Source organism: Sediminibacterium soli (assembly GCF_009939225.1).
GTDB classification, from domain to species: Bacteria; Bacteroidota; Bacteroidia; order Chitinophagales; family Chitinophagaceae; genus Sediminibacterium; species Sediminibacterium soli.
Genome location: NZ_JAACJR010000008.1, coordinates 1,536,495 through 1,558,514 on the forward strand (window position 1 = coordinate 1,536,495; position 22,020 = coordinate 1,558,514).

Consider the following 22,020-nt stretch of genomic DNA (forward strand, 5'->3'; position numbering starts at 1 on the left):
TAAATTATAATATGAATAGTGCCATATCTTTACTTTCCCTGGTGGGGGCCGGGCCGGGAGATCCGGAACTGATCACCCTCAAGGCGGTCAGGGCATTGCGCCAAGCGGAAGTGGTCTTGTACGATGCCCTGGCTTCGGAAGAACTGCTGGCCTATACGCCGGCAGGCTGTATCAGGCGGTTTGTGGGAAAACGGTACGGGTGCCATGCCCTTTCGCAGGAAGAGATCAACCAGCTGATCCTCGACTATGCCCGCACCCATCGCCGTATCGTGCGGCTGAAAGGCGGCGATCCGTTCGTGTTTGGCCGGGCAGTGGAAGAAATGGCTGTGGCACGCGCCGCAGGTATGCAGCTCGAACTGATACCGGGCATTTCCAGCGCTCTGGCGGTACCGGCATCGCAGCTGATACCGCTTACCTGCCGGGGTATCAACGAAAGCTTCTGGGTAACCACCGGCACCACACGCAGCGGCAATATATCAGCGGATATTGAACTGGCGGCGCAGTCATCCGCAACAGTGGTGATACTGATGGCGATGAGCAGGCTCGAAGAGATCATGGACATCTTTACCCGTTTCGGTAAATCCGGTACACCGGTGGCCATCATCCAAAACGGCACAACACCGGCGGAAAAGATGGTGACCGGCACCGTGAAAGATATTTTTTTCAAAGCCCAATACGAAGGAATGTGCAACCCGGCGGTGGTAGTGGTGGGTGAAACCGTGAACCTGCATCCCTCGCTGCTGAAAGAAGAACCCAAGGTTCATGAAAAAGAACAGGAAAAACTGCGATCTTAAAAGTTGCGTGCTGTGTACACATTGTCTTAGCGACTGGCTGCCGGCAATTGACAGCAACCGTAACAATTTCCGTCTCAAAAAAGGAGAAGTTTTATTCCGCGAAGGCCAGGAAGTGGCCGGCATGTATTTCATTCACACCGGCCTGGTAAAAGTGCACAAGAAATGGGGGTCTGAAAAAGAACTGATCCTTCGCATTGCGCACGATGGCGATATCGTTGGCCACCGCGGACTGGGTTCCGACGCTATCTACCCCGTATCGGCCACGGCACTGGAGCACACCGATGTCTGTTTTATCAACCTGGATTTTTTCAGGTCTACCGTAAAAGTGAATCCCGATTTTCTGTACTGGCTCATGATGTTCTTTGCTGCCGAGCTCAAAGAATCGGAAAAACGCATGCACAACCTGGCACATCTTTCCGTAAAGGGCAGGGTTGCCAACGCTTTGCTTTCCTTTCAGAAAAAGTTCGGGACCACGGACGAAAACATTATCCGGCTTTACCTCAGTAAACAGGATCTTGCCGCTTATGCCGGCGCCACCTATGAAACGGTTTTCCGCATCATGAATGAAATGACCGAAGAGCAGGCCATTTCCGTTGAGGGAAGAAATATCCGCATACTGGATGCAGCCAAACTACTGGGCCATGCGCGAAGCCTCTGAAGCCCGGCTGCGCTGTTATTTTACCGGAACGATCCGGTAAAGTCCTGCACCATGCCTGTTGATGACCGGCGCAAAACTGCCCGAAAACCTGCCGAGCACCTTGCCCGTCCACAGATCCGTGATGATGCAGGGCGATGAAAACCCGAGCGTTGTCAGACTCACCGCTATCGGCGAACTCGCCGGCGGCACAGGTCCTGAAGGGTTCTGCGTAAATACGAGGAAGCGCATCGTTGCACCCGTGTTCTGCACCGCCGCGGCGTTGTCGATGCCGGTCAATGCGCTGAAACGGGTATACCCTTCGGGCAGATCATATTCAATAACCGAATGGGCATGTACGCCGATGCCTGTTGGGTACCTGGTGCCGTTCACAGTAAGCGCCGCGCCTGAAACACTTTTATTGATCCTGGCGCTTCCCCAGCCCGATCTGGCTTTCGTCCATGTCAGCTCTGTCAGCGCAAACGAATCCTTTCCGCTGTGCAGCATGGGATGGATCCAGTCGGCATGATCCCAGTCGATATTATCCCCGCCATCGGTTACCACCAGGTACATTTTTTTTGCACCGGTGATATCCATGTCTGCATATTCCGTTGGCGTGCTGCGTGTGCGTATGCCGCTTTTCCAGATCGCTTTTTCTTCCAGCGCCGGTTCCTGGTCGGCCTTGTTGAACAAAGCCAGGTATTTTGCGCCGGTTCCCGGCTCATCGGCCATCCATGCGGCTTTGACTGCATCGTTGAACAGGGGTTTGTTGTTCCTGCTTTTGCTGAGTACGGATAACACGGCTCTGTTGGTCAGCAACGCTGTTGTGAAACTGTCGTTATCAGGCAGGTTACCGCCAAACATCAGCGGCGACCGGAAGATGCTCCATAAGGTCATCAGCGTGTACTGCTCATCACTGGTAAAATTTGTCATCCGCGGGTTGCCTCTTTCTGCGCGGATACCGATACAGCCCATCGGCAGCATATCGCCATCGGGGTAAGCGCCGTAGCTGCGCCATTTGTTCCATCGGTCAAATATTCCGAAATGTTCTTTGAGCTGTCCCCAGCTATCCCAGAAATCACCCACGGTCCGCCACATATTGGCATGGGCCTTTACATGCGCCGCGTGGGCAACCGGTGTTTCGCCGGGCGATGTGCTCAATACGATCTTCCGGCCTGTGCGGTCAATTGCCCTGCGTATCATTTCCACCTCTTCAGCAAAATACACCGGCGAAGAAAGATCATCCACTTTTACAAAATCAACACCCCAGGCGGCGTAGAGCTCAAAAAGGGAATTGTAATATTCCTGTGAGCCCGGTTTGCCCGGCACCACCGTATACATATCGTGCAACCAGCGGCTCTGGTTTTCTTCGCTGTAAATATCTGCGGCTGTTTTACCGGTTCTTTTCACAGGCAGTTTTTGCCTGACGGCGATAACGGGTACACCCCGCATGATGTGTATGCCGAACTTAAGGCCCTTGCCATGCAGGTAATCGGCCAGCGGTTTAAACCCCCTGCCGCCTGCCGCGGATGGAAAACGGTTTACCGCCGGTTGCAAACGCCCCCAACTGTCTATATTGTATTGCGGATCGGTTTCATTGTAGCCATGTGCTTTGTCGTTGCTTACATACCACCGTATGTCAACCACAATATATTCCCATCCGTACCGCTTCAGATTGACAGCCATATAATCGGCATTGGCTTTTACCTCGGCTTCCGTTACGGTTGGCCCAAAGCAATCCCAGCTGTTCCAGCCCATCGGCGGAGTGGGCGCCCAGCTATGGAAATCCTTTACCGGTGGTTTACCGGAAACAGTGCGTGTCTGTGCATTTGCGGATGCCCATCCTGCCAACACCGCGAAAAAACAACATGTAAGCTTTCTCATTGTATTTCTATATTCATCAAAATGCGTTGCCGCATAAAAAACTCAGCAGCCAGCTTACCTGTCTGTCGGTTTTTGTTTTATTATAAAAACAGGTTTGATACCATCGTGGGTGGGTTTTACGGGTTGGATGGTTCCGTCTTCATGGAAGAAGAGCCGGTCGATACACAGTTCGCGGTGATAGCCTGCGGCATTGCCCGTTTTTATGCCGCCCGGGTAATTGAAGCGGTGGTATACGATATACCATTCGTCGCTGCCCGGCAGCTGTATAACAGAATTATGACCCGTTCCGTAAATACCGGTGATGGTATCTTTTGAAAGGATAAGATTGTTCTGCGGCAGGGTGATTTTACCCAGCGGCGCATCGGATATGCCATAGGCCACCCGGTAATCGGGACTGCGGGTATCGTTCTCGCTCCACATAAAATAATACCTGCCCGCGCGATAAAAAACATAGCTGCCCTCGCGGAAACCGCTGCCGGGATGAAGAAGGGTGGTGGTTCCTTCTTTGAGCGATACCATGTCTTCGTTCAGTTCGGCTCCGGCCATAAAACCGTTGCCCCAGTACAGGTAACTTCTTCCCGTCTGCGGATCGGTGAACACATCCGGATCGATCACCTGGCCGCCTTTGACGCCCGCGGGTTTTGTATCGAGCAGGGGTCTGCCTGCATCTTTGAACGGACCGGTTGGATTGTCTGCAACGGCCACCCCTATTTTCTGGGCAGCGGTGAAATAATAAAAATATTGGTACCTGCCATCGATTTTTTTCTCCACGATGCAGGGCGCCCAGGCGTTTTTGTTTGCCCAGCTTACATCGGTGCCGAGCTCGAGTATTTTTCCTTCGTCTTTCCAGTTGACCAGGTCGGGTGAAGAAAACGCTTTGAAATAGGTGCCCGACCATCCGGTAAAACCATCGGTGGTGGGATAGAGATAAAAACGACCCGTTTTCTGTGCATACAATACTTCGGGGTCTGCATAATATCCTGCCAGCGCAGGATTGTGCCGCTCGCTGACAAATACCGTATATACCTGCTTCCTGTTACCCACGGTCACTGCATACCGCACCGGTCCTTTTGTAAAATCCTGGGCAGACAGTGCTTTCACCGTTGTTCCGGCATACTGCGTAAAAAACGGATCGAAATGAGTGAGACCGGTGCCGGGCTTAACGGAGAAATAAATACTGCGCGCGGCAGTATCGTACACGGTATTGATCGTTCGGATGGCTTTGCTGCGGACGGAGGAGATGATGTCATCTGGCAACAGCCATTTGGCCGACAGGCGTTTTACTTCTTCTGTAGTGAGGGGCATCACGGTGCCGTGGCGCGGGTGAAAATTCATGCTCACCTGTTCATCCGCTACACTGAAATGCTGCAGGTCTTTTGTTTTCGTAAACTGGTAGCGACCGCTGGTGTACATATCGTACATGAGAACGTACCCGCTGCCATCGTTCAGTCTGAAACTGCCCGCGCCTTCCACCGGCGAGCTGGTTTGCTGCACATAACGGTCGCTCTGCATCGTATACCCATGGGTGAGTTTGCGCGATACGGCAATTTTAATACCCGGCCTGCGGTCTTCTGTTTTGAAGAAAAGATAATAGCTGCCGTCTTTTGCCGTTATATCGCCGTCGATACAGGCGGCGTTGTCCGGACTGAAAAAAAGTTGCTTCGGTTCGGTTTCCAGGTCGGTAAACCCGCTGTTGGCATAAGCATAATAGATCCTGTCGGGGTCTTTACCATGTTTCATTGAGAAATAGACCATGTATTTTTTCGCCGAATCGTCGTAGATCGTCTGCGGCGCCCACACGCGCAGCAGGCTGTCCTGTCCTGTATATTTTTTCTGGATATTCACTACGGAAGAGGTCCAGTGCACCAGGTCGGCCGACCTGAGCAATACGATCCCGCGATTGGAATTCCATCCTTTTGCAGAGACCATATCCGTGGCCACCATGTAAAAAGTTTTTCCATCGGCCCCGCGCAGTATATGCGGATCCCTTACGCCGCCTGTTTCGCTGATGCCTGCATCTATCACCGGCCGGTTACCGTTCAGTGCGTGGTACCGGTACCCGTCTTTGCTGAGGGCAAAGCGTATCTGCTCGCCGTTTGCATCGTTGCCGGTAAAATAGGCAAACAGGTAGGCCGTATATGCTGGTGCAGCGGCTTTCTTTTTCTGCTGCGCCATAACCGGCTGCAACAGGCAGGCCGCAAACAAAGCGACCATCGTTTTTGACAAACCGGAAGCGGTAAAAATTGTATGCATCATTTGTATCGTCTCTATTGCGGCGCCTGCAGCTGGTCAAGCACCGGGTGATCAAGCGCCGACAGGCTGCTGTTTGCTGGTTTCAGCAACTCTAAAATAAACACTTCATTCTTTCCGCGCTTCAGCCATTCTGCGGGAACATACACGGTTTGCTGCGGACCTGCGTTCCAGTAGCGCCCCAGGTTATGACCGTTCACCCAAACCACTCCTTTGCCCCAGTTGCGCATATCCAGGTAAGTATCGCCAACGGCATTAAGACTAAAACTTCCCGCGCGCACAACGGGCTGGCCGGTGAGCGCGGCGGATTCTTTTTGCGGCAGGTTACCATGCGTGTCAAAGGGCAGCGGAAACATCTGCCATTGCCGCAGTTGCTTTCCGCCCAGCGATACATGGCCGATGATGCCTTTTTTATTCTGCAGCAGGTAAGGGCCATAATTGATCCTGCCCAGGTTTTCCACGAGTATATCCAGTCTCCTGGCTGAGGGCGATGAACCGATTACCAGGCTGTCTGATTTAATTCGCCTGTCCATAACGCCGGTGCGGACGCCATCGATAAAAACGATACCGAAATCACGCAGCCCGTTTACTTTCAATACCCCCGATTCGTTGGCGGGTATGGTGGTACGGTAAAGCACAAATCCATAAGGCTGCCGCAGGTCTTCAAAACTCAGGGGAGCGGCGGCATTGACCGCTTTGGGCAACCTGCTGAATACAGTTTCGGAACGCGAAAGCCTGATGGCGGGTATGGCTATCACGGGACGGGACGGCGGCACATCAGGCAATACGGTTTCTTTGGGAAGGTGTTTACGTATCACGTTACGGAAAGCCATGAACTTAGGAGTGGCATTACCCGCTTCGTTCAGCGGCGCATCGTAATCGTAGCTGCTGATCTGCGGTTCAAAGGGATCGCGGTCGTTGCAGTTGGCGCCGTTCATAAACCCGCGGGTGGTGCCGCCATGAAACATGTACATATTAATGGAAATGCCGGCTGCCAGCGCTTTGTCTAGGCGGGACGCATATTTTTCCGCGGGCACCTGGTGATGCGGTGCACCCCACCAGTCGAACCAGGCCGGATACCATTCCGCTACCAGAAAGGGACCTTTTCCCTGGTTATTGGCGCGAACGATTTCTTTTACCTTATCGGGATCGTCGATCCCGTTTACACCGGGCAGCAAGCCTTCAAGATGACCGTCTTTTACAGCCGATGCAGGATCGCAGGTGGTGAGCAGGCAGTCGAACCCTGCGTTCTCGAACATACGGCGGTTAATGGCCAGGTACGTTTTGTCTTTGCCATACGATCCATATTCGTTCTCCACCTGAACCATCAGGATATTACCGCCGCGGGTAACCTGTAAGGGCGCTAACTGGCGGCCTATTTCGGTGATGTATTTTTTGTATTCTGCCAGGTAAGCCGCTTCGCGGCTGCGCACTACAAGACCTGGCTCATTCTCGAGCCAGTAAGGGTACCCGCCAAATTCCCATTCGGCACATACATACGGACTGGGGCGAAGCACCACCCACAGACCTTCTTCTTTTGCTGTTCTTACAAAAGCCGCCACATCGTTGTTACCGGTAAAATCGAATTTACCTTTCTGCGGTTCGTGCAGGTTCCAGAAAACATAAGTGCCGATGGTGTTCAGTCCCATGGCTTTTGCCATCCGCATGCGCTGGCGCCAGGCTTCGCGCGGCACACGCGGGTAATGCATTTCGCCGGAGATGATCTGGAAAGGCTTTCCATCCAGCAGGAATACCGAATCGCTCAGCGCAAACCTGTGTGGCTGCGCAAAAACGCCGATCGTATAGATCCATACGACCACTGATACAAGCAGAATTTTTTTAGCCATCGTTTGATTTTATGGGGTGGTACCGCAGGTTTTGGCGCGGACCCGGTTTGTAAGTAACGATGATACATGCTGTTTTCAAAACAGTCATGATCAATACTAAAATAATGGCCGGTAAGCCCACGCTTCGTCCGGCCAAAATTGGCTATGCCAAAGCCAACAATCGGTTAACCAATGCAGCGCTGCAGCCTGTTTTCTGCCAGCGGCAGATCAATACCCGCTGTTCTGTTCCAGCACTGCGTCTTTATTCAGATCGATTTCGGATTTGGGAATGGGCAGCAAAAGATTTTTGTTGGTAAGTCCCACCACCGGGTTAATGGTCTGTGTATTGTATTTAAGTGTTCGTGTAACCAGGGTACCGGTGCGCATAAGCGTCATACGGCGGTTTTCTTCTGCCAGCAGTTCCCTGGCTCTTTCGTCCAGGATATAGTCCATGGTAACCTGTGCAGGCGTTACCGGAGAAGCGTTGGCACGTATGCGGATCATATTGAGCGAAGCTGCGGCTTCGGCCAGCTTTCCCTGTTTAAACTGGGCTTCGGCCTGCAGCAGGTAGGTTTCTCCGAGACGCATCAGTATAAAATCCTTGATCATCGCAAAACCAAATACATCATTGGGATCAAACTGGTACCATTTGGTGGTATGCGGTGCAATCTTGAAGATGGTATCCGAGCCGGCATAAGGAACCTGTTTGCCAAAATTGGCCGATGCGGGATCGTTATAATAGAATTTCCTGCGCAGGTTGTTCTGGGAATTGCGCATGTCGCCGGATTCGTAGAGACCATATGCTACATAATCGGTAAGCCGCAAACGGGCAATGCCCCTGCCGCCGAGTGAGTCGCAGATAGCCATTCCGGATATCTGGTAATAAGCCGCACCCCAGTTACGTCTTTGCTGCGGGTTGTTGGTGATACCGCCGATAACCGTACTTGGGTTTTCCTGTTCCATTACCCAGATCGCTTCCCTGTTACCCTGGTTGCGTCGTTCGTTACCATAAACAAACATGTCTGAAAACGGATCGCCGGGTAATGCGGTCTTGGTACCATACCGTGCGGTAACCAGGCTGAATTTTCCGCTGCTGATGATGGCCTGGGTCTGTTGTTCGGCCAGATCGTTCCTGCCCATACGCAGGTATACTTCGGCCAGCAGCTGCTGCGCCATGGCTTTATTGGCCCTGCCGTACATCCTGCCTTTTGAATTGCTTTTTACATTGTCGATATCCGGCAGGTTGGTGGCAGCATATACCAGGTCTGCCACGATCTGGTTGTTCACCGAATCCAGCGAGGTACGGGTATAATCTGTTTTGGGCGAACTGACGGGTTTGGTTACCAGCGGCACTTTTCCAAAAAGCGTAGCCAGTATGTTATAGGCATACCCGCGGAAAAATTTGGCTTCCGCATTGGTTGCATTCAGGTTTGCCTGACCGATGCCGGCGATACCGCCGCCCTCTATATTGGCGATGATCACGTTGGCATTGTTGATCATGCGGTATGACCAGCCCCAGCTGTAAGATGCGGCATTATCGGTGGTGATCAGCTGGGTGTAGTCGTAATACGGAACTTCTATACCCTGTTTCTGCGAAGGAGGCACAAAAGCGATATCGGTGCCGGCCTGCCATACGCTGGGCCAGCCCTGCTGATCGCTGTAGCTGAAAAAACCGCTGAGGTGATTGTACATGCCGGTAATGGATGCTTCAAATCCCAGTGAGTCTTTCAGCGTGGCGGGGGTGTACGATGAATAGACCGTTTCGTCCAGAAAAGATTTCCTGCAGGAAAGGATCATTGGAAAAACCGCGCAGATGCCTATGTATATCAGAATATTCTTTTTCATTTTCTCAATTTTATTAGGTGATTAGCGGAGCGTTACATTTAAACCAAAAACGATCGACCGGGTAAGCGGGTAGTTATTGGTCCAGTCGCCCGAACCACGGAAAGAATAGTTATTCTCCGGATCCCATCCTATCCAGTTGGTGAACGTATACAGGTTGCGGCCGCTGGCGTATACCGTCAGGCTTCCCAGTCGCAGCTTATCCAGTGTCCGCTGCGGAAAAACATAACTCAGCGTCACGTCCTTAATGCGGGTATAGCTGTTGTCTGACGGGTATCCATAACCCCTGGTATTTGTGTACGAAAGCGAGGGCCTGGTATTGCTTTTGTTGGTGGGTGTCCAGTAACCTGTTTCCGCAGGCAGGTTCATACGGCCTGCTTCATCGGCATAGGTAAGGGTAACATTGTTTTTCATGGCGCCCTGTACCGTTTGTATGAAAACGCTGAGATTGAAATTTTTGTACTGGAAAGTATTGGTGATACCGCCTGTCCATTTGGGTGCTGTCTGTCCCAGTATCATTTTATCATCGGCGGTGATGGACCCGCTGTTGTTGATATCGGCAAATTTCAGATCGCCGGGTTTGGCTCCGGGATCCTGCTTGGAAGCGTCTTCTCCGGTTTGCCATACGCCCTGCAGGCTGTAGTCATAGATCACACCGATGGGCTTACCTATAAACCAGCGGTTACCCAGATCGTCTTTTTTGTCTCCATAAAGATCAACGATCCGGTTCTTGTTGGATGCGAACACAATGCCCGATGTCCATTTGAAATTACGGGTGATGATGTTCTCGGTATTCAGCGACAGTTCAATACCCTGGTTCTGCGTTTTACCCAGGTTATCGACGATATTGGAATAACCGGTGATAACAGGCAGGTTGCGTCTTAACAACAGGTCTTTGGTTTCGGTGCGGTACAGATCGATGCTGCCCGTGATGCGGTTATTGAGGAAACCGAAATCGATTCCCAGGTTGGCCGTTGTGGCGTTTTCCCAGTGCAGGTTGGCGTTGCCAAGGTTGCTGGCCAGTACACCGATGGTGCTGACACCCGAGAAAGGAAAACGGTTGGTGCCATCGGTGGTAATGGTCTGGTACACCGAAATGGCTTCGTTACCCGATTTACCATAGGAAAGACGCAGTTTCAGGTTGCTCACCGATGTCAGTTTCTGCATGAATTTTTCGTTGAACACATTCCAGCCAAAAGCCACCGAAGGAAATACGCCGAACTTATCGGTGCCCGAACCCATCACAGAAGAACCGTCGCGGCGGGCGGTTACGGTAAACAGGTAACGGCTGTCGTAGGCATAATTCACACGGGCCATCTGCGAGTTCAGGTCGTATTTGTCGCGGTACGAACCCGATGTCTGCGTGGCGCCGGCGCCCAGGTTGTTGAATGAAAGCTGGTCGTTGATAAAACCGGTTGCCGTGGCGCCGAAGCTGAAATAGTTACGCTCCTGCGCACTGTACACACCGGTGAAATCAACGTGATGCAGTCCCCAGTTCTTTGACCAGGTAAGAATGTTTTCCAATACCCAGTTGCGCGTATCCGAGCTGGATACATTGGCGCCGCCCAGCGTATTATTGGCATTGCGCCCGGCATAACTTCCAAACAGCGAGGTTACATAGGTATACCCTGCGTTAAGACGGTATTTAAGTCCTTTCAGAAAACCCGAAGGCTTCAGCTCCGCATATACATTGGTCGTAAGGTTATTCGACCGGTCGGTTCTGTCGGTATACAAACCCAGCAGCGGGTTATTGTACAGCAGTTCCGGATACATGGGGTAAATGGCATAGCTGCCGGAAGCATCGTATTCGGTGCCGTACGGACTCATGGCTGCGGCAAGGTAAAAATTGGCTCTGCCGCCATCGTAATTGTTATTGGTATACGACAGGCTGCTGCCTACGGTCAGGTAATCCGTGAGGTTGATATCAAGATTGGTACGTATGCTGGCGCGATGGTACTGATACCCTTTTACAATGCCCTGCTGTTTCATATAATCGCCCGATACATAGTAGCGCACATCCTTGCTGCCGCCTGAGATGCTCAGGTTATGATCCTGCGTTACTCCCTGCTGGGTGGCTTCTTTCACCCAATCGATGGTTTTGCCCGCATTGTAATTGGCTATTTCGTAGGCATTGGGCAATACGGTTTGTGAAGCGCTTGGCACCTGCGCCTTGTAGTCTGCGTACTTCTGTACATACGCTTCGGGAGAAGCGGGACGCAGCATATGCGAAAAATTATCGAAGCCGGTATAGCCGTTGTAACGGATCACCGGTTTGCCGGTAACGCCGCGCTTGGTGGTGATAAGGATAACGCCGTTGGCGCCGTTTACACCGTATATCGCCGTTGCCGATGCATCTTTCAATACCTCGATGGAAGCGATATCATTCGGGTTGATATCATTGGTAACACCGCCTGTTTTGCTGAATGGCACCCCGTCTACCACAATAAAAGGACCCGAACCGGCCGTGATGGTGTTCTGTCCCCGCACCAGCACATTGGCCGAGCTGCCGGGTACAGAAGAGGTTTGGGTAATGGTAACCCCGGGTACCGAGCCTTCTACGGCATGAAGAAAATTGGTGACGGGCAGCTGGGAGAGCCGCGACTTGGGCACAGACACTACGGCACCCGTTACATCCGCTCTTTTCTGGGTTCCGTACCCGATCACCACTACCTCGCCCAGGTTGCGGTTGGTGGCCACCAGCAATACCTGGATGGCGCCGGAAGAAACCGATACCGTCTGGGTGGCATACCCCAGGCTGGATACCTCCAGTTTATCGTTGGTGCCGGCATCGAGGGTAAACCCGCCCTGCGCATCGGTCAGGGTTGCTGATTGCCTGCCTTTGACCAGCACACTGGCCCCGGGAACAGGCTGCCTGGTTTCGGCGTCGATCACCGATCCGGATACCCGGGTGGTTTGGGCTTTCAGGCCGGAAAAACAAAGCGTGAGGATAAATGCACAGAAGACTGTGCGAACGGTTTTCTGGGATTGGGAAAAAATCCCCGGAACGGGCAGACCCTCCCATAAGCAAGCAAATCTTGTCATAATGACAGCAATTTTGGGTTTCAAAAATCCCGGCACCCGGGCGGGCGCGGGTAATGGCATCAGGCTTAAAAGTAGACCTGATCCCAACGCTGGCACGGGGGACAAATGATAAAATACAGGGGGTAAATTCCTCTGTTTCTGAAGAATCAGGCAAAAATCAACCCGCGGAAGCTGCCGAAACGGCCGGGCTCAGCGCTGGCCCAACACCTTGCGGTAACGTTTTACATATTCGGAGGGCGTTATCCCGAACAATTTGGTGAACTGCTCGCGGAAATAACGAACATCGTTAAAGCCGGTCAGGTAGGTGACTTCAACAATGGTTTTGTCGGTGTTCACCAGCAGCTCGGCTGCTTTGCGCAGGCGCAGGTAACGGATAAACACGTTTACCGTAAGACCGGATACCGCCTTCACCTTTTTATACAGACTGGGATGGCTCATGCCGATCTCCCGGCAGAATGCGGGTATGCTGAACCCGGGATCGGTAAGGTGTTTTTCCACGATGGCGATACAGGTTTCAATAAACGCCTTGTGCTCGCCGGCAAGATGAGTGTTGGGTTTGAGGGTAACGGCATTGAAAAAATATTCTTTCAGCCGGCGCCGGCCCCGGAGTATATTATTCACCCTGGCTACAATAATGGCTTTGTCGAAGGGTTTGGTAAGATAGTCTTCCGCGCCGCCTTCAAAACCCTTGAGCCTGTTTTCCTCGGATGAGCTGGCGGTGAGCAGGATCACGGGTATATGCGCAAGCGATGCATCGGCTTTTATGGTATGGCATAGCGTAATGCCATCCATATTCTTCATCATGATATCGCTCACAACAATATCGGGTCCATACCTGCCCACCAGTTCCAGACCGCTGCTGCCATCTTCGGCCTCCATCACGGTAAAGGAATTGCTGAAAACAGTGCGGACATAAGATCGTATATCCGCATCATCGTCCACGATCACCATCAGCGGTAATTCGGATGCCAGTTTATCTATCACCTGGGCATTGATGCCCGACCTGTTACGCGCTTCATCAACAAAATCTGTTTCGGGCTCCTGCACCAGTTCTTCCAAAATGGTGGGTATTGCCTGGCTGCCGTTGCAGACAGACTCGGGATCGAAATGGTCTTTTCCTTTCAGCAGGCAGAGTTCAAAGCGGCAACCTTTTCCGTATTCGCTGGTATACCCCAGTTTGCCCTGGTGGGCCAGCGCCAGTTTGCTGGATACATACAGACCGATGCCAAATCCGGGGCGGGGCGCCCTATCTGCCCTGCCTGCCTGGTAGAACGATTCAAAAATCTTTTCTCCTTTTTCCGCAGGGATGCCCGGGCCGCTGTCTTCCACACTCGCCACCAGGTCTTCGCTGCGTTCGGTCAGCGCAAGCCGTATCCGCCCGCCGGCGGGTGTATACTTGCAGGCGTTGGAAAGCAGGTTGAACAGGATGATCTCTATCTTTTCCCTGTCGCCATATATATACACCGGTTCATCGCCGCAGTGCACATCGAACCCGATCGATTTGGACAGGGCGTGCTGGCTAAAACTGAGGGCAACTTCCTTACAGGTATCGGCCATATTAAAATGCTCTACACGCAGGTGTTCGTCAATCGACTCTGCTTTCCGGAACAACAGCAGCTGGTCCGTAAGGCTCAGCAGGCGCCGTGCATTGCGGTACACCATGGAAATATCTTTTCTGCCATCGGAGAAATCCTGGTTCTGCAGCAGTTCTTTCAGCGGGTTGATGATCAGTGTGAGCGGCGTACGGAATTCGTGCGCCACATGCGTAAAAAAGGATACCCGTTTTTCGCCGATCTCCTTTTCTTTTTCATTCTCTATATGCGCCAGTTTTATTTCGTACTTGAGCCGCTCCTGTTTGCTGTTGTACCGGATATACAGGTAAACAATGCCTGCAAAACTCAGCACATACAAAAGGTAGGCCCACCAGCTGCGGTACCAGGGCGGGCTAACCACTACATACAGCAATGTGGTTTCGCCCGACCAGGTGCCGTCGGGGTTGGCCATTTTAACTTTAAAGCTGTAGCTGCCTTCTTCCAGTCTGGAGTAGCTTGCCGTACGCTGGCTGCCGCCGGGGTTCCAGCGCTGGTCCCATCCCTCCAGTTTATAGGCGTATGCTATTTTTTCGGCACCGGAATATTCCAGGGCTACAAAGTCGAGCGCAAGTATGGCTTTGTTATAGGGTAATGTCAGTTTGCCGGGGTTGCCCGCGCCGCCCTGTGTTATATAGTTATCATCGTTTTCGGCGGGCTGGTTGTCTATCCGCACACCGGTAAGGTAAATATTCGGCACACTGCGGTGATCGTAAATACTGTCGGGGTTAAAAATATTAAAGCCCTTGATACCGCCGAAAAGGAACTCGCCCGAGGATAGCGCCAGCGCCGCATTAAAACTGAACTGGTTACTCTGCAGACCGTCTGACTGGGAAAAATTCCGGAAATAAGCCGTGCCGGGGATGAATTTGCTGAGACCGTTGTATGTGCTGAGCCATATAGCGCCCCCGGGTTCTTCCAGCAAACGCAGTATGGTATTGTTCGGCAGCCCTTCCACCGTGGTGAACCGCTGAAAAGAACCCGTGTTGCGATCGAATAAAAGCAGACCGCCCCCTTCCGTTCCTATCCAGAACCGGTGGTTCCTGTCTTCATGAATGCTGCGGACAGGGTACCCGATGTTAAAGAACCGGTGTTTGCGCGTGACCGGGTCTATTTTAATAAGCGAAGTATAGTTGCCGCCCCATAACACTCCTGCCCTGTCTTCTGCCATGCACTGGATATTACCGATGCGCTCATCAAACATTTCGAATGCCCGGCTGTTGCGGTTAAACAGGTACAGATGTCCGTTATTGGTGGTGCTTACCCAGAGTTTTTTCTTCAGGTCTTCATAAATCACCCAGGCATTGTTTTCTTCGGCGCCGGTAACGGGATTGGTGCAGGTAAAATGCTCGAAGCCGGTTCCGTTTTTCTTTAAGCGGTTAATGCCGCCGAAAAAAGTGGCCACCCATAGTTCATGGTAACTGTCCTGCTTGATGCCGGTAACAAAATTGCTGCTCAGCGAAGCGGGGCTCGACGCATCGTGTCTGAAAACGGTAAAGCTGTTAGTGCCCCGGTTCCAGTAACGGAGCCCCGCGCCGTCGGTGCCTATCCAGATATTGCGGTTCCTGTCTTCCTCGAACGACAATATGAAATTTTCAATGGCATTGCCCTGTTTGTCGCTAACAGGATATACCACCGACCGGAAAGTATTGCGTGCCGCATCGATGAGGTTGACGCCGCCCCGTAAAGTGCCCACCCATTTTCTGCCTTCGCTGTCTTCAAAAAAATCATAGATGGCATTGCTGTTGACCAGGGTATTGCCGGTGGCGGAAACATAAGGCTGCGGCTGCATGGAGCCGGGCGGCAGGTACCATACGCCGGCGCCATCCAGACCAATCCATAACATGCCCTGCTTATTCCGGAACAGACAGGCCACCCGGTTCCTGGCCGGCATCAGGTTACCGGAAAGGGTATGCGTATCGGTGTTAAAAAGAAAAAGGCCGTTGTCGGTGCCTATCCATAACCCGTTTGCACCGTTCGTTTTCAGACAGTCTGCCTGTTTTACACGCTCGGATACCAATTTGATTTTATTGTTCGCAAGATCATATACATACAAACCGGCACCATCAACCATAAACCATACACAGTGATGAACCGTATCCAGTTCAATGGAATTCACGGTATATGCATGCCCCGGAGGATACCCGGGCAAAGCCAGGGCATGGCCAAACGGTTTGTCTTTTTCAAACACCGCCAGCCCGTTATCCTGCAAACCTGCGAAAATCCGTGTATCGTCCACCCGCTGTATAACGGGCACACCGCCTGTCTGGTACACAGGTGTAACCCTGCCGGGAAGATAAAACCCGGGATAGAAAAAGTTTCCGGTGGAAGGATTGTAAACGCTGATGCCGCGGGTACCGCCAACCCATATATTGTGACGGGAATCGCCTTCCACACTGTAAATATGGTTATCGCTGAGCGAACTGCTGTCGCCGATGATATTGCGGAAGGTTTTGAACCCGTATCCGTCGTAACGGTTCAGTCCGTCGTAGGTGCCAAACCACATAAATCCCTGGTAATCGCGGTAAATGCAGGTAACGGCATTATTCGACAGCCCGTGTTCGATCCCCAGGTAGCGAACCCTTTCCGGGCTGCCCGCAAACAGCAGTTGCACCTGCAGGCATAACAGGCATAAAACCGAACAACGTAACATAGCACCTCACAATTTTCGCGGTCAAGTTAAGGATTATCCCCTGCCTGCCATCCCGGGGCAACCGGTCTTTGGTTTATTCTGTTGCTGCATGCCGGAGGAAACAGGATTGCCAAAATTTATCCCGTACCTTACCAAAAAATAGTCATATGAAGAACCTTGTAATAGTCTTTGCAGCCTGTGTCCTGGTATTGGGTGTAAGCGCTCAGGAGAAAATCACCAAAAGCAAACTTATCGGTAAATGGTCGCTGGCGGCAGTGGAAATGAAAAACATGTTTTATTTCGATATTGAAAAAGATTCGCTGGCATTGGGTGATATGATCACGTCACAGGTTACGGACCCATCGCAGCTTGAACTGGTGAAGACCACCACCAAGGGCCAGCTGGCTATGCTGAAATCCATTTATTTCCAGTTCAACAACGATGGCAGCACCGAGTTCAACAGCGGCACCGGCGATTCCAAGGGCGGTACGTATACAGTTGATGAAGAAAAATCTACCATTACCACCACCGACAAATCCGAAAAATCGGACAAACAGACCATACCCGCCGAAATCGTTGCCGAAAAACTGAGACTTACCATGTCGCAGCCGCAGGGTGATTTTGTGATGCTGCTGAAGAAAAGCAAATAAAAAAGGTACGATTTACGGGTACGGTGCAAACACCTTATCCAGTAAATCGTACCTGCGTATTCCGCAACCGGTAACGGTTATCTTGCGGGCATGGTAAGCGGTATATCTCTTTTCAGCATATTATCCCTGTTGGCAATTTCCCATGCCGTGTGAAATACCAGCTGTGCGCGTTTTGCCATGATATCGAACTGAATCTTATCAACGGTATCGGTTGGCCTGTGGTAATCGGCGCCCAGCATGCCATCGTAGAAAAACAGGATCGGCACACCTTTCCTGGCAAAATTGTAATGGTCGCTGCGGTAGTAGATCCTGTTGGGATCATTGGGGTCGTCGTATTTATAATCCAGCGCAATATTGGTGTACTTTTTATTCGCCGCTTCGTTGATGGGCGCAAGTTCTGAGCTGAGTTTATCGTGGCCTATCACGTAGATATAGTTCAGCGTATCCGCTTTGCGTGAGCTGTCGCCCCTTCCGATCATATCGGTGTTCAGGTCTGCAGAAGCTTTTGCCATATCAACCGTCGGATGCTCAGCATAATATTCAGAACCCAGCAGGCCTTTTTCTTCACCGCTTACGGTCATGAAGATCATGGTACGGCGTGGTTTGTGTCCTTTTTTTGCCGCAGCCGCAAAAGCTTCCGCCATTTGCATTACACCTACACTGCCTGATCCGTCATCATCCGCACCATAGTAGATCACATCTCCTCTTTTACCGAGGTGATCGTAGTGACCTGTGAGAAAAACAAATTCGTCCGCCTTATCGGTGCCCGGCAATACGCCGATCACGTTGCTGCTTTGCAGCTCTTCTGGTTTTTTAGCAGCGCCGAGTTGCAGTTCGGCAACATAATTCCCTTTTTTCACATCTTTCCATTCTGCAAACGGAACCCTGGCGGTTCTGCCGATAAGGGCAGAAGCCACCTCGTCGGAGACGGTGGCGTAGAAGAATGCCGGGTCGTTTACCTGCAATGTCATCCTGGTGCTTTTCAGGGGTGTGGCTGTGGTACGGGGAAAAGCGGAAGAGATCAGCAGCATACCGACTGCACCGCCGTTCCTTGCTGCCATCATTTTTGCCGCCATCGGATTGAATCCGCGGGTCTGGCCCGGTGTTGCTGCAGGCGCGCCGCCATCAAGGACTATCACCAGCCTGCCTTTTACATCCAGTCCTGTATAGTCTGCCGCATTGCCGTAGCCTACAAAAACGGAATTGCTGAAGGTTTTTGTGCCGTTGTACATATTGTTCACGGCAAATGTGTATTCCTTATCCCAGCCAAACGTTCTTCCGTTCACGCGCAGCAAAGGATCTGTCATCGCATCAAAATATACGGGGTACAACTGCTGGTAGCTCTCGCCATTGCCCGGCTTGAGTCCGAATTTTTTAAACTGGTCTTCGATATAGGCAGCCGCTTTTTTCTGACCGGGCATCGCTGTTTCACGGCCTTCCATTTCCGGTCCTGCCAGGATCGTCAGTTTTTCTCTCAGCGCTTTCGGTGTGATCAGCCCCGCAAATTTCGCCTGCGGGTCATCCTGCGCCATGGCCACCGAGGCTGCAAATGGCAGGCATAACAAGAGTAGTTTTTTCATCATGTATACTTGTTTGAGGTTTTGCTTTTATCAGCAGGTGATCTTGCCCACGCGGGTGGCATGGCGACCGCCTTCGAACGGGGTGCTCATGAAATGTTCCACCATGCTCTGCCCGATATGATACGATACGAAACGGGCGGGTATGCAAATGATGTTTGCATTGTTGTGCTGGCGGGTGATCACTGCCACATCGTTTTGCCAGCAGAGGGCGGCGCGTACCTGCGGGTGTTTGTTGGCTGTCATGGCCACGCCGTTGGCGCTGCCGCAAAGCAGGATGCCGAAAGCCGCTTCTGCTTTCTCCACGGCTGTTGCCACGGGATGCGCAAAATCGGGATAGTCCACGGAATCGGCCGAATAGGTGCCGAAATCCTTTACCTGGTAACCCAGTTTCTGAAGCCAGGCAACAAGACCTGTTTTGTACTCAAAACCGGCGTGATCGCAGCCGACGGCAATGGGGAGGGAGGAATCAAATACGTAACTCATGTATCAATCAATTGGGCGCCTAAGATAGCGGTTTGATACAAGATGAAATGCAAAAATTGTACGAAAGGACGCTGGGAATCGGTCTGTGGCTGAAGTCTTTGGTTTGGGCTCTTGCACCCATGAAAACCACAGACTACAGACCACAGATTAAAACCTTTCATTAATCCCATTCCTCGTCCTGCTTTTCCTGCTCGCGTTTGAATACGCGGACTGAAACGATGATGCTCAGTTCATACAGCAGGAACAGGGGAATGAATACGATCATCTGGCTCATCCAGTCGGGACTGGGTGTGATAAAAGCGGATATCAGCAGGATCACCACCACGGCGTATTTGCGGCTTTTCCGCAGGAAGGAGGGTGTGATCAGCCCGATACGCGTCAGCAGCGACGCCAGTACGGGCAGTTCGAAAGCCAGTCCGCAGCCAAGGATGATATTGGTAAGGTTATCGATATAATCTGAAAACGTGGGCAAGGTGGTGATGCCCGTTTCGGTACCCAGCTGGAACCCCGCCAGGAAGTTGAACGTAAACGGACCCAGCAGGAAATAGCCGAAGGCGGCGCCGGTAAAAAAGAAGAAACTCACCCAGAAAATCACAAAACGTGTGTTGCGCAGTTCTTTTTCTTTCAGGGCGGGTTTTACAAAACGCCAGAATTCCCAGAAAATAAAGGGAAAAGCGGCGATGATGCCGCCAACCAGCGCGATGGAGATACTGCCCAGGAACTGTCCGCCGAAAGTATTGGTGATCAGGCTCACCTTAACGGGTGGCATACACAATGCATCTCCCATATGCGCCCAGTGGCTGAAATCGCAGAGGGCCTTGTAGCTGATAAAATGGGGATTGATCGGCCCACGGATGATGTTGTCGAAAACCCAGTCGCGGTAGATGAAGATCACAACTGCCATTACCAGAATGGCGATCACCGAGCGGATGATGTGAACCCTTAATTCTTCGAGATGGTCGATAAAGGTCATCTCGGCCTTTTCTCCACTCCTGCTTCTGTTAAATAAAGCCATTCCTGCGCTATGTTATAGGTTGACAAAGGTATGGGAACGGGGGAACAGATGAACAAGGAATTAGGAATATTGACTATTGATCGGAAAGAGGAAGGGAACAGATGAGCAAGGAACAAGGAATTTCGAATATTGATCGGAAAGAGGAGGTTAAGGTGCAGGGGCGGGGGATGTGATTTGGTGCGAATTGGGGGCGGGGGACCGGTTTCTGACCATCCCGGCCGGGGCTCCAAACACCAACTCACGTCAACTCAGGATAACTCAGGACGACTCACGTATCGCCTCCCCCTATCGCAACAGCTTCATTTTGACCATTTCTATCCGCTTGTCGCTTACATTGAGGATATCGAAGCGGTAGTCGTCCACAATGATGGTTTCCCTTTGTTTGGGGATGGCCTGGTGCTCGGCGATGATGAAACCGCTGAGGGTTTCGGCCTCATTACCGGGAAATTTGAGTCCGTATTTCTCGTTCAGGTAATCGAGTTCTATGCGGCCGCTCAGTATGTATTCGTCCTCGGCCAGTTGTTTTTCTACCAGCTCTTCCACATCGTATTCGTCCTGTATCTCGCCGAATATCTCTTCCAGCACATCTTCCATGGTAACGATACCCGCCGTGCCGCCAAATTCATCCACCACCCAGGCAACACTTTTCCGGTTACGGGTGAACTTGCTGATCAGGTCGGTGGCGCTCATGCTCTCAGGCACGGCCATAATGGGGTGCAGGATCTCCCTTATCGCGGCCGGTTTTTTAAAGAGATCAAGCTGGTGCACATAACCCAGAATGGAATCTATGTTCTCGTTGTACACCACCAGTTTGCTTAACTGGGTGCTGATGAACCGTTTTTTTACCTCGTCAATCGGTGTGCTGATATCCAATCCTTCTATCTCGGTACGCGGCACCAGGCATTGCCTGATCTTTACCATGGGCAGGCTGAGGGCGTTTTCAAAAAGCTCTTTGTTGAGTTCCTGGTTATCGTCGTCCTGCTCCTTGTTGGTCTGCTGAAAAAAATGCTCCAGGTCTACCTTGGTAAACACTTCGCTGCGGTCGCCCATACGAACATTGAACAGGTATTTGAGTATCCACTGTGAAATGTTTACGAACAGGTTGGTGATCGGCCGGAACAACCGGTAGAAGAACTGCGCAACCGGTGCAAAAAAACTGAGCAGCGAATCGTTCCGGGCCCGGAAGATCGCTTTGGGCAGGAACTCGCCCACCACCAGCACCACAACAGAAGACAACAGGGTATCGAAAGCCAGTTTAAGGTATTCGTTCTCAAAATGAAGCGGGTTCCACAGCGTTCTTTTCAGCAGGTCGTTAAACAAAAGGCCATAGATCACCAGGAAGATATTCAATCCCACCAGGCAGCTCCCGATCAGTCTTGCCGGATGCTCCAGGAAATGGGAAAGGATGATACCGCTGCGCTTACCCTGCTTTTTTTTCAGCTCTATGTTAAGCCGGTTACCGGATACGAACGCAATCTCATACCCGGCAAAAAAGCCGATCAGCACCAGCGTGATGAAAATGCCGATGATGGTATAGAGTTCGTTCATAACACCAAGATAAGGTTTTTTCGGGAGGGGGAAGGGGGTGGGACGTGAGGCTGAATCGTGAGTTCGTGGGAGTGGGTGTGGAGGAGGCTTGGGTAAAAACACCTGCAGGTAATGGCTCCTGCATAGCCCTGCCGATCGGTACCCCACTCAGGTCAACTCACGGTTTGCGTATCTCGCCCCCAAGTTCCTCAACAAACAAGTGCCCCGTTGAAACGGGGCACGTACCGATCAATTAACAACATGAGAATCGG

The 22,020-nt window shown here is 51.8% G+C and carries 13 protein-coding genes; 3 read left to right on the forward strand and 10 right to left on the reverse strand.

Annotation, left to right across the window (positions count from 1 at the left end):
- Positions 1–11: 11 nt before the first annotated feature.
- Both cobA and GWC94_RS13680 read left to right on the forward strand, forming a co-directional pair.
- Positions 12–794 carry a uroporphyrinogen-III C-methyltransferase gene (cobA, locus tag GWC94_RS13675; protein WP_202628768.1) on the forward strand — a complete coding sequence of 261 codons (783 nt, stop codon included), beginning with the start codon at positions 12–14 and terminating at the stop codon, positions 792–794.
- Entirely contained in the window at positions 763–1,452 is a 690-nt protein-coding gene (locus tag GWC94_RS13680; RefSeq protein ID WP_161835569.1) for a Crp/Fnr family transcriptional regulator, read from the forward strand. Before cobA ends, GWC94_RS13680 begins: the two co-directional genes overlap by 32 nt.
- Before the next feature lie 15 nt (positions 1,453–1,467).
- Here the strand turns inward: GWC94_RS13680 and GWC94_RS13685 are convergent, their stop codons facing one another.
- From GWC94_RS13685 to GWC94_RS13710, 6 genes are all read right to left on the reverse strand, one after another.
- A complete protein-coding gene (locus tag GWC94_RS13685) occupies positions 1,468–3,312 on the reverse strand; it encodes an NPCBM/NEW2 domain-containing protein (protein WP_161835570.1) in 1,845 nt (614 codons plus the stop codon).
- Positions 3,313–3,366: 54 nt separating this feature from the next.
- Positions 3,367–5,568, reverse strand: coding sequence for a family 43 glycosylhydrolase (locus GWC94_RS13690; RefSeq protein WP_235918537.1), 2,202 nt, complete (start codon positions 5,566–5,568; stop codon positions 3,367–3,369).
- An 11-nt stretch (positions 5,569–5,579) separates the two neighbouring features.
- Complete coding sequence (locus GWC94_RS13695) at positions 5,580–7,409, reverse strand: glycoside hydrolase family 35 protein (RefSeq protein WP_161835571.1); 1,830 nt, start codon at positions 7,407–7,409, stop codon at positions 5,580–5,582.
- 207 nt (positions 7,410–7,616) lie between these two features.
- Positions 7,617–9,233, reverse strand: a complete 1,617-nt coding sequence (locus GWC94_RS13700; protein ID WP_161835572.1) for a RagB/SusD family nutrient uptake outer membrane protein — start codon at positions 9,231–9,233, stop codon at positions 7,617–7,619.
- 21 nt (positions 9,234–9,254) lie between these two features.
- On the reverse strand, positions 9,255–12,272 hold the full coding sequence (locus GWC94_RS13705; protein WP_161835573.1) for a SusC/RagA family TonB-linked outer membrane protein: 3,018 nt from the start codon (positions 12,270–12,272) through the stop codon (positions 9,255–9,257).
- Positions 12,273–12,461: 189 nt separating this feature from the next.
- The gene (locus GWC94_RS13710; protein WP_161835574.1) at positions 12,462–16,514 is read right to left on the reverse strand and encodes a hybrid sensor histidine kinase/response regulator transcription factor; all 4,053 of its coding nucleotides are present in this window, start codon (positions 16,512–16,514) and stop codon (positions 12,462–12,464) included.
- Between the two features lie 146 nt (positions 16,515–16,660).
- Here GWC94_RS13710 and GWC94_RS13715 point away from each other — a divergent pair, with 146 nt between their 5' ends.
- On the forward strand, positions 16,661–17,143 hold the full coding sequence (locus GWC94_RS13715; protein ID WP_161835575.1) for a hypothetical protein: 483 nt from the start codon (positions 16,661–16,663) through the stop codon (positions 17,141–17,143).
- A 77-nt stretch (positions 17,144–17,220) separates the two neighbouring features.
- Here GWC94_RS13715 and GWC94_RS13720 read toward each other — a convergent pair whose 3' ends face one another.
- The 4 genes from GWC94_RS13720 to GWC94_RS13735 all read right to left on the reverse strand — a co-directional run bounded on the left by GWC94_RS13720 (position 17,221) and on the right by GWC94_RS13735 (position 21,769).
- Positions 17,221–18,726, reverse strand: a complete 1,506-nt coding sequence (locus GWC94_RS13720; protein ID WP_161835576.1) for a M28 family peptidase — start codon at positions 18,724–18,726, stop codon at positions 17,221–17,223.
- A 27-nt stretch (positions 18,727–18,753) separates the two neighbouring features.
- Positions 18,754–19,206: a ribose 5-phosphate isomerase B gene (gene rpiB / locus GWC94_RS13725; protein ID WP_161835577.1), complete on the reverse strand. Its 453-nt coding sequence runs from the start codon at positions 19,204–19,206 to the stop codon at positions 18,754–18,756.
- A gap of 160 nt (positions 19,207–19,366) precedes the next feature.
- On the reverse strand, positions 19,367–20,221 hold the full coding sequence (gene tatC / locus GWC94_RS13730; protein ID WP_161835578.1) for a twin-arginine translocase subunit TatC: 855 nt from the start codon (positions 20,219–20,221) through the stop codon (positions 19,367–19,369).
- A 285-nt stretch (positions 20,222–20,506) separates the two neighbouring features.
- The gene (locus tag GWC94_RS13735) at positions 20,507–21,769 is read right to left on the reverse strand and encodes a hemolysin family protein (protein WP_161835579.1); all 1,263 of its coding nucleotides are present in this window, start codon (positions 21,767–21,769) and stop codon (positions 20,507–20,509) included.
- Positions 21,770–22,020 lie beyond the last annotated feature (251 nt).

Excerpts from the sequence above, each read along its gene's own strand:
- GWC94_RS13695 (WP_161835571.1), bottom strand. The coding sequence starts at position 7,409 with ATGGCTAAAAAAATTCTGCTTGTATCAGTGGTCGTATGGATCTATACG.
- GWC94_RS13705 (WP_161835573.1), bottom strand. The coding sequence starts at position 12,272 with ATGACAAGATTTGCTTGCTTATGGGAGGGTCTGCCCGTTCCGGGGATT.
- GWC94_RS13685 (WP_161835570.1), bottom strand. The coding sequence starts at position 3,312 with ATGAGAAAGCTTACATGTTGTTTTTTCGCGGTGTTGGCAGGATGGGCA.
- GWC94_RS13735 (WP_161835579.1), bottom strand. The coding sequence starts at position 21,769 with ATGAACGAACTCTATACCATCATCGGCATTTTCATCACGCTGGTGCTG.
- cobA (WP_202628768.1), top strand. The coding sequence starts at position 12 with ATGAATAGTGCCATATCTTTACTTTCCCTGGTGGGGGCCGGGCCGGGA.
- GWC94_RS13715 (WP_161835575.1), top strand. The coding sequence starts at position 16,661 with ATGAAGAACCTTGTAATAGTCTTTGCAGCCTGTGTCCTGGTATTGGGT.
- GWC94_RS13680 (WP_161835569.1), top strand. The coding sequence starts at position 763 with ATGAAAAAGAACAGGAAAAACTGCGATCTTAAAAGTTGCGTGCTGTGT.
- GWC94_RS13720 (WP_161835576.1), bottom strand. The coding sequence starts at position 18,726 with ATGATGAAAAAACTACTCTTGTTATGCCTGCCATTTGCAGCCTCGGTG.
- tatC (WP_161835578.1), bottom strand. The coding sequence starts at position 20,221 with ATGGCTTTATTTAACAGAAGCAGGAGTGGAGAAAAGGCCGAGATGACC.
- GWC94_RS13700 (WP_161835572.1), bottom strand. The coding sequence starts at position 9,233 with ATGAAAAAGAATATTCTGATATACATAGGCATCTGCGCGGTTTTTCCA.
- GWC94_RS13690 (WP_235918537.1), bottom strand. The coding sequence starts at position 5,568 with ATGATGCATACAATTTTTACCGCTTCCGGTTTGTCAAAAACGATGGTC.
- rpiB (WP_161835577.1), bottom strand. The coding sequence starts at position 19,206 with ATGAGTTACGTATTTGATTCCTCCCTCCCCATTGCCGTCGGCTGCGAT.
- GWC94_RS13710 (WP_161835574.1), bottom strand. The coding sequence starts at position 16,514 with ATGTTACGTTGTTCGGTTTTATGCCTGTTATGCCTGCAGGTGCAACTG.